Origin of the sequence: Brucella pseudogrignonensis, from assembly GCF_032190615.1 — a bacterium.
GTDB lineage: Bacteria > Pseudomonadota > Alphaproteobacteria > Rhizobiales > Rhizobiaceae > Brucella > Brucella pseudogrignonensis_B.
In genome coordinates, this window is record NZ_JAVLAT010000001.1 from 1,874,024 (window position 1) to 1,886,921 (window position 12,898).

Here is a 12,898-nt window from a genome sequence, read left to right on the forward strand (position 1 = left end):
GCGGGGAGGGCGTGACGTGAGGCCAGTTGTTATCGTTACTGGCGGCGGCAGAGGTATTGGCGCCGCCACCGCACTTCTTTTTGCGCGTGAAGGTTATAACGTTTGCATCAGTTATGTCAGCGATGCAGATGCGGCACGCGGAGTTGTCTCAACCTGCGAAAATTTTGGTGCTAAGGCAATCGCCGTGCGCAGTGATGTCGCCAACCGACAAGATGTCGCCGACCTGTTCGCCGCCTGTGACCGTGCGCTTGGCGCGCCACGATGTCTCATCAACAATGCAGGCGTAATTGGCCAGACGACGCGCATCGCGGGGCTTTCCGAAGAGGCGCTCGAACAGACATTCAAAACAAATGTCTTTGGTTTGCTCTATTGCACGCAGGAAGCCGCACGCCGCATGTCTACAACAAATGGCGGCGTAGGTGGCACAATCATCAATATTTCGTCCGTTGCGGCAGTTCTCGGAAGTCCCGGCGAATACGTGCACTATGCTGCATCAAAAGGCGCCGTCGAGACCATTTCCATCGGCGCAGGCAAAGAGCTGGCTCCCGAAGGTATCCGCGTCAATGCCATCCGCGTTGGGACAACCAATACGTCTATTCACGCAACGAGTGGCAACCCTGATCGACCCGCAAAAATCGCTGCCATGACACCCATGGGACGCATCGCCGAGCCGGAAGACATTGCACAAACGGCGCTGTGGTTAGCATCGGTTAAATCAGGATTTGTGACCGGAACTGTCATAACAGTCGCGGGTGGCTTGAGCGCTTGATTGTTTTGCCAACCAGTCGGCAAAGTTTGGAACAGGATCAGTCGAGCCTGATCTTCACTCGATCCGTATCGGCTACCAATTGCCGAAATGCTTCCAAAAAGGGCTTGCCGCCAAGCGTTGTTAAATCGCGCAGGGCTTCCACATTTCTAAATACCAGTTCACAGTCTCCGGGCCATCCGGGAGCGCCCCATTGCACACCATCCCAGAATGAATCGAGCGTATAGCCGAAGGATTCCGGGTCAAGCACGGGCACTGTGTCGAGATAGCGTTGCCAGAGTTCGTTGGGGGATTTTATGCCGGTACAGTCGATTTCATAGACCGGCGGCATCAGTCGACCAGAATAAGGATTGCATCCACCACAGCCAGCGTGAAGAGTAGCGCAATCATGGTTGCAGCCGCTATCACCATCATACGCTTTTGTCGGGAATGCTTTTCAGGCTGTTTTCCGCTCCAGTCATATGGTGTTTCAGGCATAATCTCCTCCAGTCAGGTATTTGCAGCGAGTTTGCACTTTATAAGGACTGGATTGCAATACGATTGCCTTCACTATCTGTGATTTCTGCCACAAACCCGTTTTCCCCGATCTCAGTTTTGGGAAACAGGACTTCGCTGCCTTGTTCTGTCGCGGTTGCGATGACTTGGTCTATGTCTTCAACACTGAGATAGACGATAGCGCCATGGATGGTTGGGACATAGACTTCACCTTCCGCCAGCGCGCCGCTTGCACCGTCTTTGCCTTCCTCAAATGGAAAATAGGCCATGCGGTTGCCGTGGATTTCAACCACATCCCCAAAGCTGATGCCAAAGACCGCACTATAGAACGCGATGGCACGTTCAAGCTTCGTCACTGGAATTTCAACATGCGCGATGATGTTCACACGGGCGCTCCATAGCGGGCAGGTGATGCTTCGCTGGCTTTTCGGATGGAGTTGAGAATGCGGCCCCGGATGATGCCACTGACGGGCCGGATCAGATACCAGTAGGGCGTGAAACGCAGATGACTTCTGCGATCTGGACAGAAGACACGCGTTTCCGTGACAAGCCGCGTTTTGCCGCTCTGTTCAGACACGGTGAAGGCAAGCGCGAGCTTGGCGACCCCCGGCATTCTGAAGGCCAGATAGTCTTCGCTGTTTTCTATTTTATGAAGGCCGAAATCTGCCTTCCAGAATTGCCCTACCAGTCCATAAACCAGTGCTTCGCCGGGCTTGTGTTCCAGCAGAGTAAATTCATGCAGCCCAAACGGTGGGGCGACCGTGCTTTTCCGTCCGCGCAGCCGTGCAAGCGCACGCATTGGCACTTCGCGCAGTGCAATCATGCTACGGAAAAATGCATCCGTTTCGGGTCGGTAGTTCATTGCGGCCTGCAAGACAGTTTCCGGCGAAGCGCTGACATTGCAGCCATGCACTTCGCTGAAACCATAGTCAGGCAGATATTTATCGATCAGTTGCATGAGCGGGCTTTAAACTGCCGTACCGCCCACAGTCACCTGATCCATACGGAGATGCGGCTGACCGACACCGACCGGCACCCACTGTCCGCCCTTGCCGCAATTGCCCGAACCGGTGTCGAGCTTCATGTCATTGCCGATCATCGAAATGCGCTGCATGGCATCCGGGCCATTGCCGATCAGCATCGCGCCCTTGATCGGTGCACCAATCTTGCCATCTTCGATCATATAAGCTTCTGTGCAACCGAACACGAATTTGCCGGATGTGATGTCCACCTGACCACCACCGAAGGAAACGGCATAAATGCCCTTCTTCATGGAGGCGATGATCTCTTCCGGCGACTTGTCGCCTGAAAGCATATAAGTGTTGGTCATGCGCGGCATCGGTGCGTGTGCATAGGATTCACGCCGCCCGTTACCGGTCGCTTCCATACCCATCAGACGCGCATTCTGCCGGTCCTGCATGTAATTGACGAGCTTGCCATCCTCAATCAGCACCGTGCGATTGGTTGGCGTGCCTTCATCATCGATGGTCAAAGACCCGCGACGCTCCGAGATCGTACCGTCATCGACCACGGTTACGCCTTTCGAGGCGACTTGTTGGCCGAGCAGCCCTGCGAAGGCTGACGTCTTTTTGCGGTTGAAGTCACCTTCAAGGCCGTGGCCGACAGCCTCATGTAACATGACGCCCGGCCAGCCATTGCCCAGCACAACATCGTAAGTGCCTGCAGGGGCAGGGGTCGCCTCAAGATTAACCAGCGCCTGACGAAGCGCTTCATCAGCAACACTCTGCCAGCTTTCGGTGGTGATGAAATCGCCAAAGCCCTTGCGCCCGCCAAGCGTATGCGAGCCGGATTCCTGCCGGTCGCCATTGCCGGCAACCACCGAAACACTCAGCCGCACCATCGGGCGAATATCGCGCACGAAATGACCATCCGCGCGCAGAATTTCGACCTGCTGCCACGAGCCTGCCATTGAGACCGAAACCTGCCGCACCTTCGGGTCTTTGGCACGCAGATAGGCGTCGATCTTCTGCAGGAGCTGAACCTTTGCATCAAAGGTTGGCGAGCCGATTGGGTTCTCGTCAGTGTAAAGATGGCGATTGGTACCAGCAGGTGCTGCCGCATAGTTACCGCTATGGCCGCTAAGCGTTGCAGAAACTGCGTCTGATGCGCGCTTGAGGGCTGCAACGGACATGTCGCCTGCATGAGCGTAGCCGATGGCTTCGCCCGCTACAGCGCGTAGGCCAAAACCTTGTTCCTGATTAAACGAGCCGGTCTTGAGGCGGCCATTGTCAAAGACGAGTGCTTCCGCCTCGCGATACTCCATGAAGAGTTCGCCATCATCGCTGCCTTTCAGGCTCTGCGAGACAAGGCGTTCAATATCGTCACGGTTTACGTCGAAGCTATCAATCAGGCTTTTCATAAAAATAATCCTGCGGCATGTGTTTGCCACAGGATGTAAGCGCTAAATCGGTTAAGAACAACCATCAGATTAACAACTGTCGCGATTGTGGTGATGACGAGGCGAAAACCGTGTGTCGCGAGAACCGGAGCGCAGTGTACTTAACGGTACATGAGCACCGGAAGCGCAGCGGGATGCGGTTTGCAGCCCGTCAGCGCCAGAATCTTATCAAGGCAGGGCGTCGAAGCCTTCACCAAACGCTGTTAGATCAACCGGAATGCCGACGCCTTCTTCCGGTGTCTGGAAGACGATGAAGGTCGCCGACTTGCCGTTGCGGAATGTGTTGAGCAGTTCGTCTTCGAGAATGACTTCTGCGTAGCAACCATCTTCAAAGCAGCGCACGAAATAAGCGCGGCCAATATCTTTGCCGTCCACATTCAGACCGAGACCGTTTGGCAGCAATACGCCGAGCGGTGCGAGAACACGCAGGATACGTGCCTTGTTGTCGGCCGTCTTGAGAACGACGACTGAAAGGCCGAGTTCAGGGCGCTTGGCGGCAACCACATTCTGAATGAGGGCGCATTGTTCAGTCTTGGCACCCGCTGGCGTATCGCACAGGATCGCCCAAGGGCCATGCTGCGACTTCAATGTGCCACTCTGCTGTGGTGTCGAAGGTGACTGCCCGGATTCCTGTTGTGCACTTGGTGCAGGCAGCTGCGCAGGCGCTTGCTGTGCGGAAGATGGCAAAGTTGCAGCCAAAACAGCCAGAGCTGCACCTGTTGCAAGGATTGCAAGGCGCTGAAAGATCGGGCGGCGGTTGGATGGGCGGAAAATCATGAAATCTCCAGATCGAATCACCGGGACGTTATCCTCTCAAACACGTGGTGAAAAGCTATTGTCGCTCCCGCACCATGATCGAAAAGGCTTTGCCAGCATCGCATCTGCGATGCTTTCCACGGCAGTTGCATCCATTATCATGCGGCACGTTAAATGAAACCTTATTCTAAATCATGGCTTCATTATGTGACTTTCCGGGTTTTCCCAAGTTTTCGGAGGCTTGTGTTGGCTTTCTCGCAGACTGTTCCTGAATTTGGGGTACGAAGCTCTGATGCAGACTCACGCGCAAAAATGCCGCACAGGAACATATTCGCCTTCCTTGCGGTGTGGGTTAAGGTGTGATTTGAACGCTGACGGGGGATACGGCCGTCTGTACGTCCGGCGTCCAGCTCGAAAGGGCAAAAAGGGAGAGAGTTCTGGTGGATAAAATTGTTGCCACAACGAGGGGTGCCATCGTTGGTGCTTCCGCTTTGCTGTGGACCGGTGGTGCCGCTCTGGCGGATCAGCCACGTCCGTGGGAAATGACATTTCAAGCTGCGGCTACGGGAATAGCCGAACAGATTCATTGGTTTGAGCGCTACACGCTCTGGTTCATCGTGCCGATCACACTGTTGGTTCTGGCGCTGTTGATCTGGTGCGTGGTGAAATTCCGCGCCAGCGCAAATCCCGAGCCATCCAAAACCAGCCATAACACGGCGATTGAAGTCATCTGGACTGTTGGTCCGGTGATTATCCTGCTGTTTCTGGCGGTTCCGTCGTTCCAGCTTCTGACCGCTCAATATTCGCCTCAGGATCCGACGCTGACCGTTAAAGCAACGGGTTATCAGTGGTATTGGGGCTATGAGTATCAGACAGAAAACCCGGTCAGCTTTGATTCGCTCCTTCTCAAGGCCGCAGATCGTGCAGCCGAGGGCAAGGAAGATCTGGCTGTCTATCCTCGTTTGCTGGCGGTCGATAATGAAGTGGTGGTGCCAGTCGGGACGACTGTTCGGCTGCTTGTGACTGCCGCAGATGTCATTCATTCGTGGACGATTCCAGCTTTCGGTGTGAAGATGGATGCTATTCCGGGTCGCATTAATGAGGCCTGGTTCAAGGCAGACAAAGAAGGTCTTTATTACGGCCAGTGCTCTGAGCTTTGTGGTAAGGATCACGCCTATATGCCGATCGCCGTGCGTGTCGTCTCTGACGAGCAGTACAATACATGGCTGAGCGCAGCGGCGACAAACTTGCAAGATGCAAACAAGGCGCTCAGGTCTGAGCTTGAAAGCAATACAAATGACAAGGTAGCTGCGGCGAGCTTTTAAAAGCGCTGTACGCAACACTGTTGAAAGACGGGAGCGAATTCCATGGCTGGCACAGCAGCTCACGAGCATGGAGCCCATAATGCGCATGACGATCACAAGCCAAAAGGCTGGGTGCGCTGGGTTTATTCTACCAATCACAAAGATATCGGTACGCTGTATCTGATCTTTGCAATCACGGCAGGCATTATCGGCGGCGCATTGTCGATCGCGATGCGCGCTGAATTGCAGGAACCGGGCATCCAGATTTTCCATGGTCTGGCGGCGATGGTTTATGGCGTTGAAGGTGATGCGGCACTTGATGCCGGAAAGCATATGTTCAATGTGTTCACCTCGATGCACGCGCTGATCATGATCTTCTTCATGGTCATGCCAGCGCTTATCGGCGGCTATGCCAACTGGATGATTCCGCTGATGATCGGCGCACCGGATATGGCGTTCCCACGCATGAACAATATCTCGTTCTGGCTGCTGCCACCGGCATTGTTGCTGCTGTTGATTTCACTGTTCATGCCTGCTTCACCCGGTACGTGGGGTGTTGGCGGCGGCTGGACTTTATATCCGCCGCTCTCAACCAGTGGTCAGCCGGGGCCGGCGATCGACTTTGCAATTCTTGCGCTACATATCGCAGGTGTGTCGTCGATCCTTGGTGCGATTAACTTCATCACCACGATCCTCAACATGCGCGCTCCGGGCATGACGCTGCATAAGATGCCTTTGTTCGCCTGGTCGGTGCTGGTAACTGCATTCCTGTTGCTTCTCTCGCTTCCTGTTTTGGCCGGTGGCATTACGATGCTGCTCACAGACCGCAATTTCGGCACATCATTCTTTGCACCGGAAGGCGGCGGTGATCCAATCCTCTACCAGCATCTGTTCTGGTTCTTTGGTCACCCGGAAGTTTACATTCTGATCCTGCCCGGATTTGGTATCGTCAGCCACATCATCTCGACCTTCTCGCGCAAGCCGGTCTTTGGCTATCTCGGCATGGCCTATGCGATGGTCGCAATTGGCGTGGTCGGCTTTGTGGTCTGGGCTCACCATATGTACACGGTAGGGCTGTCGCTTGATACACAGCGCTATTTCGTATTCGCGACGATGGTTATCGCGGTGCCGACAGGCATCAAGATATTCTCCTGGATTGCGACCATGTGGGGTGGCTCTATCACCTTCCGTGCACCGATGCTCTGGGCGATTGGCTTCATCTTCCTGTTCACCGTTGGTGGTGTCACGGGTGTTCAGCTCGCCAATGCCGGTCTCGACCGCGCCCTGCACGACACATATTACGTGGTGGCGCACTTCCATTACGTGCTTTCACTGGGGGCTGTGTTCGCAATCTTCGCAGGCTGGTATTACTGGTTCCCGAAGATGAGCGGCTATATGTATGACGAGTTCACTGCGAAGCTCCATTTCTGGGTCACCTTCATCGGCGTCAATCTCGTCTTCTTCCCGCAGCACTTCCTCGGTCTTGCTGGTATGCCACGTCGTTATATCGACTACCCGGATGCCTATGCAGGCTGGAACATGGTGTCGTCTTACGGCTCCTACATTTCAGGCTTTGCTGTGCTGATCTTCCTTTACAATGTCTTCGAGGCATTTGCGAAGAAGCGCGAAGCAGGCGCAAACCCATGGGGTCCGGGTGCGACAACACTGGAATGGCAGCTTTCATCGCCGCCGCCTTATCACCAGTGGGAACAGCTTCCGCGTATAAAGTAAACGTGCTGAGGGCGAGAACCTGAAAGGGGTTCGCCCTCAGCCAAAACTGTGTTATGTGCAGGCGGCATTCATTTCCGTCTGTCATCGGCTGACGTTCAAGAACGACGCTTTCGATAGGAAGAATGCATCTCCGGGAGGTATAGTCGTTTTGGATTGCTGATCTGTGCTCAGGGCCGGGCGCAGCATTGGCCCGGTGAGTTTGAGGTTGTTGAAGTTAATGTCTCTGGTGGAAAAAAACGCAGTTTCCGAGGATGCATTCGCTCTTTCAGAGGCGACTGCACGGGATTATATCGTCCTGCTGAAACCGCGGGTCATGTCGCTTGTGGTGTTTACAGGCCTTGTCGGTCTGGTGCTTGCACCCGGTCATATGAATCCGGTTCTGGCTGCGATCAGCATCCTGTGTATTGCAGTTGGTGCTGGCGCATCAGGTGCGCTTAACATGTGGTATGACGCCGATATTGACGCGGTCATGAAGCGCACCAAAAAGCGCCCAATACCCGCAGGTGTGATTGCGCCCAATCAGGTTCTGGCATTTGGACTCACGCTCTCGGTGTTTTCGGTGCTGACACTCGGTCTGATGGTCAACTGGCTGTCCGCCGCTTTGCTGGCATTCACCATTTTCTTCTACGCCGTTGTCTATACGATGTGGCTCAAGCGCTCGACACCGCAAAACATTGTGATTGGTGGCGCTGCCGGAGCTTTCCCGCCCATGATCGGGTGGGCAGCAGCAACCGGTGAGATCACATGGGACAGTGTCGTCCTGTTCATGATTATTTTCCTTTGGACGCCACCACATTTCTGGGCGCTGTCGCTCTTCTCCAGCACGGACTACGAAGCTGCGCGAATTCCGATGATGCCAAATGTTAAGGGCGAATTGTCCACACGCCGCCAGGCAATGTTCTACGCGGTTATTATGGCGCCCGTTGGTGTACTGCCTTACCTGATGGGCTTTGCTGGCATCACCTATGGTGTGATTTCGTCACTGCTTGGTCTGGCTTTTGTTTATTACGCGTGGCGCATGTGGATGGCAGAAGGCCAGTCACAGATGCTTCTTGCGGCGCGCAAGCTGTTCCGCTTCTCGCTGATTTATCTCTCGGCGATTTTCGCTGTACTGCTGTTTGAAGCTCTGGCGATAAAGTTGCTGAATGGCTTTGGTATCCTCTGAGGAGATGGAATGGAGAGCGTCGTGGCAGAAAAGACTGGGCAGAACCTGCCTACAGAAAAACTGGAACTGATTGTTCCGACGCCTTCGCAGAAAAAAGCGCAGCGCAATCGCTCGATTGGTCTGGCGATTGCCCTGCTGTTGTTTGTGGTGCTTGTTTATATTGGTACCGTTGCCAAGCTTGGTGCCAATATATTCGCTCGGACGATTTAATCGGCTTGAACTGATCGACTGTTATTCGTTTTCGGGAGGAGAAAATGGTTCAACAGCATGAGAGTGACGAAAAGCAGAAGAAGCTGAACCGCTCGAACCGAACGGTCGCTATTGCCTGCGTTTCTTTTTTCGTCTGCATGATTGGTGCGGCCTACGCTTCCGTTCCCCTCTACCGCATTTTCTGTCAGGTTACTGGCTATGGCGGTACAACGCAGCGTGTCGAGCAATATTCGGATACGATCCTCGACCGGACGGTCAAAGTGCGTTTCGATGCCAATACGTCGAATGCTCTGCCTTGGGATTTCAAGCCAGCGCAACGTGAAGTGACCGTTCGCATCGGTGAAACCACAATGGTCAAATATGATGCGCGTAATCTGTTCGATGAACCGACATATGGACGCGCAAGTTTCAATGTCGCGCCGGGCAGGGCGGGAGCCTATTTCAACAAGGTTGAGTGTTTCTGCTTTACCGATACGACGCTGCAACCGGGTGAAAGCATGGAAATGCCGGTTGTGTTCTTCGTTGATCCTGAAATCGTCAACGATCCAGATTTGAAGGACGTGAAGACAATTACGCTGTCCTATACGTTCTTCCCGATTGATAAGCCGAAGCCTGTTGCGAATGCAAAACTGGCTCCGGTTGGCAATAGCGGAAGCTGACAAAACAGAATGCTTGCGGCACATAATGCCGCAAAGACAAACAAGCAGCACGGCTCTATGTTGTGTGAAGAAGGGAACGGTCTGATCCTGCCATTGGCGGACAGGCTGGAATGCATGAGAGAGGGCCCTCACGGGTCGCATGGGGAGAGACATGGCCAACGTTCACGAGAAGAATCACGATTATCACATTCTTGCACCCAGTCCCTGGCCGTTTCTGAGCTCGGTGGGCGCATTTGTGTTGGCCATTGGTGGCATTGCATGGATGCGATACATCAATGCGGGTGATTTGCCTTTCTTCGGCATTAATCTGGCGACACCGTGGCTCTTCTTCATTGGTCTGGCGATTGTGCTTTACTGCATGTATGCATGGTGGGCAGACGCAATACGCGAAGGCCGCGAAGGTCATCATACCCGCGTGGTCGCGCTGCATCTTCGCTACGGCATGATCATGTTCATTGCTTCCGAAGTCATGTTCTTTGCAGCATGGTTCTGGGCATTCTTTGATGTCAGCCTGTTTCCGAATGAAGTGCATCAGGTTCTTCGCGCTGAGTTCACCGGCGGTCAGTGGCCTCCGAAGGGCATGGAAGTGCTCGACCCGCTGCACCTGCCGCTTTACAATACGGTCATCCTGCTTTTGTCCGGCACAACGTTAACATGGGCGCATCATGCGCTGCTGCATAAAGACCGTACGGGCACGATCATTGGCCTGGTCCTGACGGTTGCGCTCGGTATCCTGTTCTCCTTCGTGCAGTTCTTTGAATATGCCCATGCGCCTTTCGAGTTCAAAGATTCGATTTATGGTTCAACCTTCTTCATGGCGACCGGTTTTCATGGTTTCCACGTCATCGTCGGCACGATCTTCCTACTGGTGATTTTGTTCAGAGCGATGAAAGGCGATTTCACGCCGGAACGTCATTTTGGTTTTGAAGCGGCTGCATGGTACTGGCACTTTGTGGACGTGGTGTGGCTGTTCCTTTTCTGCGCTATCTACGTCTGGGGCAGCTGGGGCGCACCATTGCACGGCGGCTGATCAGCAAATGGGACGAAATGAGGGGTGGCCTTGGAAACTTGGCCGCCCCTCATTCTTTTGTCAGGAGGATTTTATGTCAGACCATCATCTTTATCCGCCTGTGGACCCGGTTAAGAGCGGAGTGACAGGGCATTGCCCGCGCTGTGGCGAGGGGAAACTGTTTAAGGGATTTCTCACCGTTGCGCCGCGTTGCAGCGCCTGTGGGCTTGACTATACATTTGCCGATTCCGGGGATGGTCCCGCAGCATTCGTGATCCTGCTCATTGGCTTTATTGTTGTCGGCGCGGCTCTTTGGCTGGAGGTCAATTATGGGCCACCGCTTTGGGTGCATTTTCTGTTATGGGTGCCGCTGGCGATTATCTTGAGCCTTGTTGCCATGCGTAGCATGAAAGGTGTTCTGATCAATCTGCAATATCGCAACAAGGCGGCACAGGGCCGTCTGGATGATGGCCAATGAACAAGGCGCATAAGCCGCAACGGTTTCCATGGGGTGTGCTGATCGCGTCTCTGATCGCATTCGCAATCCTGATTTCGCTCGGAACATGGCAAGTTGAGCGGCTTCACTGGAAAGAGGCGTTGCTGGCGTCGACACAACAGCGTTTGCATGAAGCTCCGTTGCCTTTGGCTGAAATTGAGAAAATTTACCGCGAACAAGGAACGGTCGAGTATCGCCCTGTAACCGTTTCAGGCACATTCATGCACCAGGGGGAGCGGCATTTTCTGGCGACCCACGACGGGCAGTCGGGCTTCAACGTCTATACGCCGTTGATGCTTGAAGACGGGCGCTTCGTGCTGATCAATCGCGGCTTTGTGCCTTATGAGAAAAAAGACCCGCAAACGCGTCTTGATGGCCAGCTCGACGGGCCTGTCACAATCACCGGGCTGGCGCGCGATCCGCTCACAAACAAGCCGGGTTACTTCTTGCCGGATAATGATACGGTTAAAAATATTTTCTATTGGAAAGACTGGTCTGCAATGGCCGAAAGTGCTGATATTCCGTCGTTAGACGATGCGGTGCCTTTCTTTATCGACGCTGATAATACGCCAAATTTTGGCGGTTTGCCGATTGGCGGGATAACCATTATCGATTTTCCAAATAATCATCTTCAATATGCTGTGACGTGGTATGGTCTTGCTTTGGCCCTGTTAGGGGTTGTCGTGGCGTGGTTCTGGCGGTATCGAAAGGCTACAAAGACTTGACACAGGCCGCTTTGAAGCCCACTTCCGGCTTTATATAATTTGCGCCTCACGCCGAACCCAGCGAGCACGCTATATGATCGATAACCGCCCCCCTCTGGAAATCCGCCTTTGCGGCCCGCGTGGTTTTTGCGCTGGTGTTGACCGGGCTATTCAGATCGTCGTGCTGGCACTGAAGAAATACGGGGCGCCGGTCTATGTGCGCCATGAAATCGTGCATAATCGTTATGTCGTTGAGGGTTTGCAGTCACGCGGCGCGATTTTTGTAGAAGAACTTGATGAGATCCCGGCGGAACATCGTGACCAGCCGGTTGTATTTTCGGCACATGGTGTCCCGAAATCCGTGCCGGCGGATGCAGAGTCCAAGAATCTTTTTTATCTTGATGCAACATGTCCGCTGGTTTCAAAAGTGCATAAACAAGCCATGCGCCATCAGCGTCTTGGCCGTCACGTGATTTTAATCGGTCATTCCGGGCACCCTGAAGTGATCGGTACGATGGGGCAATTGCCTGAAGGGACGGTTACGCTGATTGAGACGGTCGAAGACGCGCGGACTATTGAGTTTTCTGACCCGGATAATCTCGGCTTTGTGACCCAGACCACGCTTTCAGTGGATGATACGGCGGGCATCATTGAAGAATTGCAGCAGCGTTTCCCAAGTCTGACAGCACCAGCCGCAGAATCGATTTGCTATGCCACCACAAACCGGCAGGAAGCCGTGCGCCACGCGGCACCCGGCTGCGACCTGTTTCTGATCGTTGGCGCCCCAAACTCCTCTAACTCCAAACGTCTTGTTGAAGTTGCGGAAAAGGCGGGGGCCGGAACGTCGATGCTGGTCCAGCGTGCGTCTGATATTGAATGGGACAAGGTGGGCGATATTTCGGTCGTCGGCCTTTCGGCTGGTGCTTCTGCACCTGAAATTATCGTTGATGAAATCATGGATGCCTTTAAAGCTCGTTTCGATGTGAGGATCGAACTGGCTGAGACGACCGTTGAAACAGAAAACTTTCTGGTGAATCGCGAAATTCGCGATGTTGAGCTGACGGTGCAGGATATGGCATTCGTTAACGGCGAAAACAGGGTTGTCGGAATACCTAAATTAGAGCGCATCCCGAAAAGTGTGTAACGGTTCTCGGATAAGGTGCGCGATAGAAACAAGCGCATCC

At 53.9% G+C, this 12,898-nt stretch carries 16 protein-coding genes; 10 read left to right on the plus strand and 6 right to left on the minus strand.

All coding sequences use genetic code 11. The features are described from left to right. Positions 1-16: 16 nt before the first annotated feature. Positions 17-769 (plus strand): SDR family oxidoreductase, encoded by a 753-nt coding sequence (locus tag RI570_RS09040; protein ID WP_313828083.1) that lies wholly within the window; start codon positions 17-19, stop codon positions 767-769. Positions 770-806: 37 nt separating this feature from the next. Here the strand turns inward: RI570_RS09040 and RI570_RS09045 are convergent, their stop codons facing one another. The 6 genes from RI570_RS09045 to RI570_RS09070 all read right to left on the minus strand — a co-directional run bounded on the left by RI570_RS09045 (position 807) and on the right by RI570_RS09070 (position 4,457). Beyond that, the gene (locus tag RI570_RS09045; protein WP_313828085.1) at positions 807-1,097 is read right to left on the minus strand and encodes a hypothetical protein; all 291 of its coding nucleotides are present in this window, start codon (positions 1,095-1,097) and stop codon (positions 807-809) included. After that, positions 1,097-1,243 carry a hypothetical protein gene (locus tag RI570_RS09050; RefSeq protein WP_313828086.1) on the minus strand — a complete coding sequence of 49 codons (147 nt, stop codon included), beginning with the start codon at positions 1,241-1,243 and terminating at the stop codon, positions 1,097-1,099. Before RI570_RS09050 ends, RI570_RS09045 begins: the two co-directional genes overlap by 1 nt. Before the next feature lie 38 nt (positions 1,244-1,281). After that, positions 1,282-1,647 (minus strand): VOC family protein, encoded by a 366-nt coding sequence (locus tag RI570_RS09055; protein WP_313828087.1) that lies wholly within the window; start codon positions 1,645-1,647, stop codon positions 1,282-1,284. Further along, on the minus strand, positions 1,644-2,219 hold the full coding sequence (locus tag RI570_RS09060) for a hypothetical protein (RefSeq protein WP_313828088.1): 576 nt from the start codon (positions 2,217-2,219) through the stop codon (positions 1,644-1,646). The genes RI570_RS09055 and RI570_RS09060 overlap by 4 nt, the downstream gene beginning before the upstream one ends. 9 nt (positions 2,220-2,228) lie before the next feature. Next, complete coding sequence (gene tldD / locus RI570_RS09065; protein WP_313828089.1) at positions 2,229-3,641, minus strand: metalloprotease TldD; 1,413 nt, start codon at positions 3,639-3,641, stop codon at positions 2,229-2,231. A 207-nt stretch (positions 3,642-3,848) separates the two neighbouring features. Further along, positions 3,849-4,457 (minus strand): invasion associated locus B family protein, encoded by a 609-nt coding sequence (locus RI570_RS09070; protein WP_313828090.1) that lies wholly within the window; start codon positions 4,455-4,457, stop codon positions 3,849-3,851. 452 nt (positions 4,458-4,909) lie between these two features. On the opposite strand from RI570_RS09070, the gene coxB reads away from it, so the two are divergent. The 9 genes from coxB to ispH all read left to right on the plus strand — a co-directional run bounded on the left by coxB (position 4,910) and on the right by ispH (position 12,858). Then, positions 4,910-5,761, plus strand: coding sequence for a cytochrome c oxidase subunit II (gene coxB / locus RI570_RS09075; RefSeq protein WP_313828604.1), 852 nt, complete (start codon positions 4,910-4,912; stop codon positions 5,759-5,761). Between the two features lie 42 nt (positions 5,762-5,803). Continuing rightward, positions 5,804-7,471 (plus strand): cytochrome c oxidase subunit I, encoded by a 1,668-nt coding sequence (ctaD, locus tag RI570_RS09080; RefSeq protein ID WP_313828091.1) that lies wholly within the window; start codon positions 5,804-5,806, stop codon positions 7,469-7,471. A 217-nt stretch (positions 7,472-7,688) separates the two neighbouring features. Next, a complete protein-coding gene (cyoE, locus tag RI570_RS09085) occupies positions 7,689-8,636 on the plus strand; it encodes a heme o synthase (protein WP_313828092.1) in 948 nt (315 codons plus the stop codon). 9 nt (positions 8,637-8,645) lie between these two features. Then, complete coding sequence (locus RI570_RS09090) at positions 8,646-8,846, plus strand: hypothetical protein (protein WP_313828093.1); 201 nt, start codon at positions 8,646-8,648, stop codon at positions 8,844-8,846. Between the two features lie 44 nt (positions 8,847-8,890). Further along, on the plus strand, positions 8,891-9,505 hold the full coding sequence (locus RI570_RS09095) for a cytochrome c oxidase assembly protein (protein WP_313828094.1): 615 nt from the start codon (positions 8,891-8,893) through the stop codon (positions 9,503-9,505). A 151-nt stretch (positions 9,506-9,656) separates the two neighbouring features. Further along, entirely contained in the window at positions 9,657-10,535 is an 879-nt protein-coding gene (locus RI570_RS09100; RefSeq protein WP_313828096.1) for a cytochrome c oxidase subunit 3, read from the plus strand. Positions 10,536-10,608: 73 nt separating this feature from the next. Beyond that, positions 10,609-10,992: a DUF983 domain-containing protein gene (locus RI570_RS09105; protein WP_313828097.1), complete on the plus strand. Its 384-nt coding sequence runs from the start codon at positions 10,609-10,611 to the stop codon at positions 10,990-10,992. Then, the gene (locus tag RI570_RS09110) at positions 10,989-11,735 is read left to right on the plus strand and encodes an SURF1 family protein (RefSeq protein WP_313828098.1); all 747 of its coding nucleotides are present in this window, start codon (positions 10,989-10,991) and stop codon (positions 11,733-11,735) included. Before RI570_RS09105 ends, RI570_RS09110 begins: the two co-directional genes overlap by 4 nt. 73 nt (positions 11,736-11,808) lie before the next feature. Beyond that, on the plus strand, positions 11,809-12,858 hold the full coding sequence (ispH, locus tag RI570_RS09115) for a 4-hydroxy-3-methylbut-2-enyl diphosphate reductase (protein WP_313828099.1): 1,050 nt from the start codon (positions 11,809-11,811) through the stop codon (positions 12,856-12,858). Positions 12,859-12,898: the final 40 nt, after the last annotated feature.

Coding starts and splice junctions, on each gene's coding strand:
- RI570_RS09110 (WP_313828098.1), top strand. CDS start 10,989: ATGAACAAGGCGCATAAGCCGCAACGGTTTCCATGGGGTGTGCTGATC.
- RI570_RS09045 (WP_313828085.1), bottom strand. CDS start 1,097: ATGCCGCCGGTCTATGAAATCGACTGTACCGGCATAAAATCCCCCAAC.
- RI570_RS09095 (WP_313828094.1), top strand. CDS start 8,891: ATGGTTCAACAGCATGAGAGTGACGAAAAGCAGAAGAAGCTGAACCGC.
- RI570_RS09060 (WP_313828088.1), bottom strand. CDS start 2,219: ATGCAACTGATCGATAAATATCTGCCTGACTATGGTTTCAGCGAAGTG.
- RI570_RS09105 (WP_313828097.1), top strand. CDS start 10,609: ATGTCAGACCATCATCTTTATCCGCCTGTGGACCCGGTTAAGAGCGGA.
- RI570_RS09090 (WP_313828093.1), top strand. CDS start 8,646: ATGGAGAGCGTCGTGGCAGAAAAGACTGGGCAGAACCTGCCTACAGAA.
- ctaD (WP_313828091.1), top strand. CDS start 5,804: ATGGCTGGCACAGCAGCTCACGAGCATGGAGCCCATAATGCGCATGAC.
- ispH (WP_313828099.1), top strand. CDS start 11,809: ATGATCGATAACCGCCCCCCTCTGGAAATCCGCCTTTGCGGCCCGCGT.
- tldD (WP_313828089.1), bottom strand. CDS start 3,641: ATGAAAAGCCTGATTGATAGCTTCGACGTAAACCGTGACGATATTGAA.
- RI570_RS09070 (WP_313828090.1), bottom strand. CDS start 4,457: ATGATTTTCCGCCCATCCAACCGCCGCCCGATCTTTCAGCGCCTTGCA.
- RI570_RS09050 (WP_313828086.1), bottom strand. CDS start 1,243: ATGCCTGAAACACCATATGACTGGAGCGGAAAACAGCCTGAAAAGCAT.
- RI570_RS09100 (WP_313828096.1), top strand. CDS start 9,657: ATGGCCAACGTTCACGAGAAGAATCACGATTATCACATTCTTGCACCC.
- cyoE (WP_313828092.1), top strand. CDS start 7,689: ATGTCTCTGGTGGAAAAAAACGCAGTTTCCGAGGATGCATTCGCTCTT.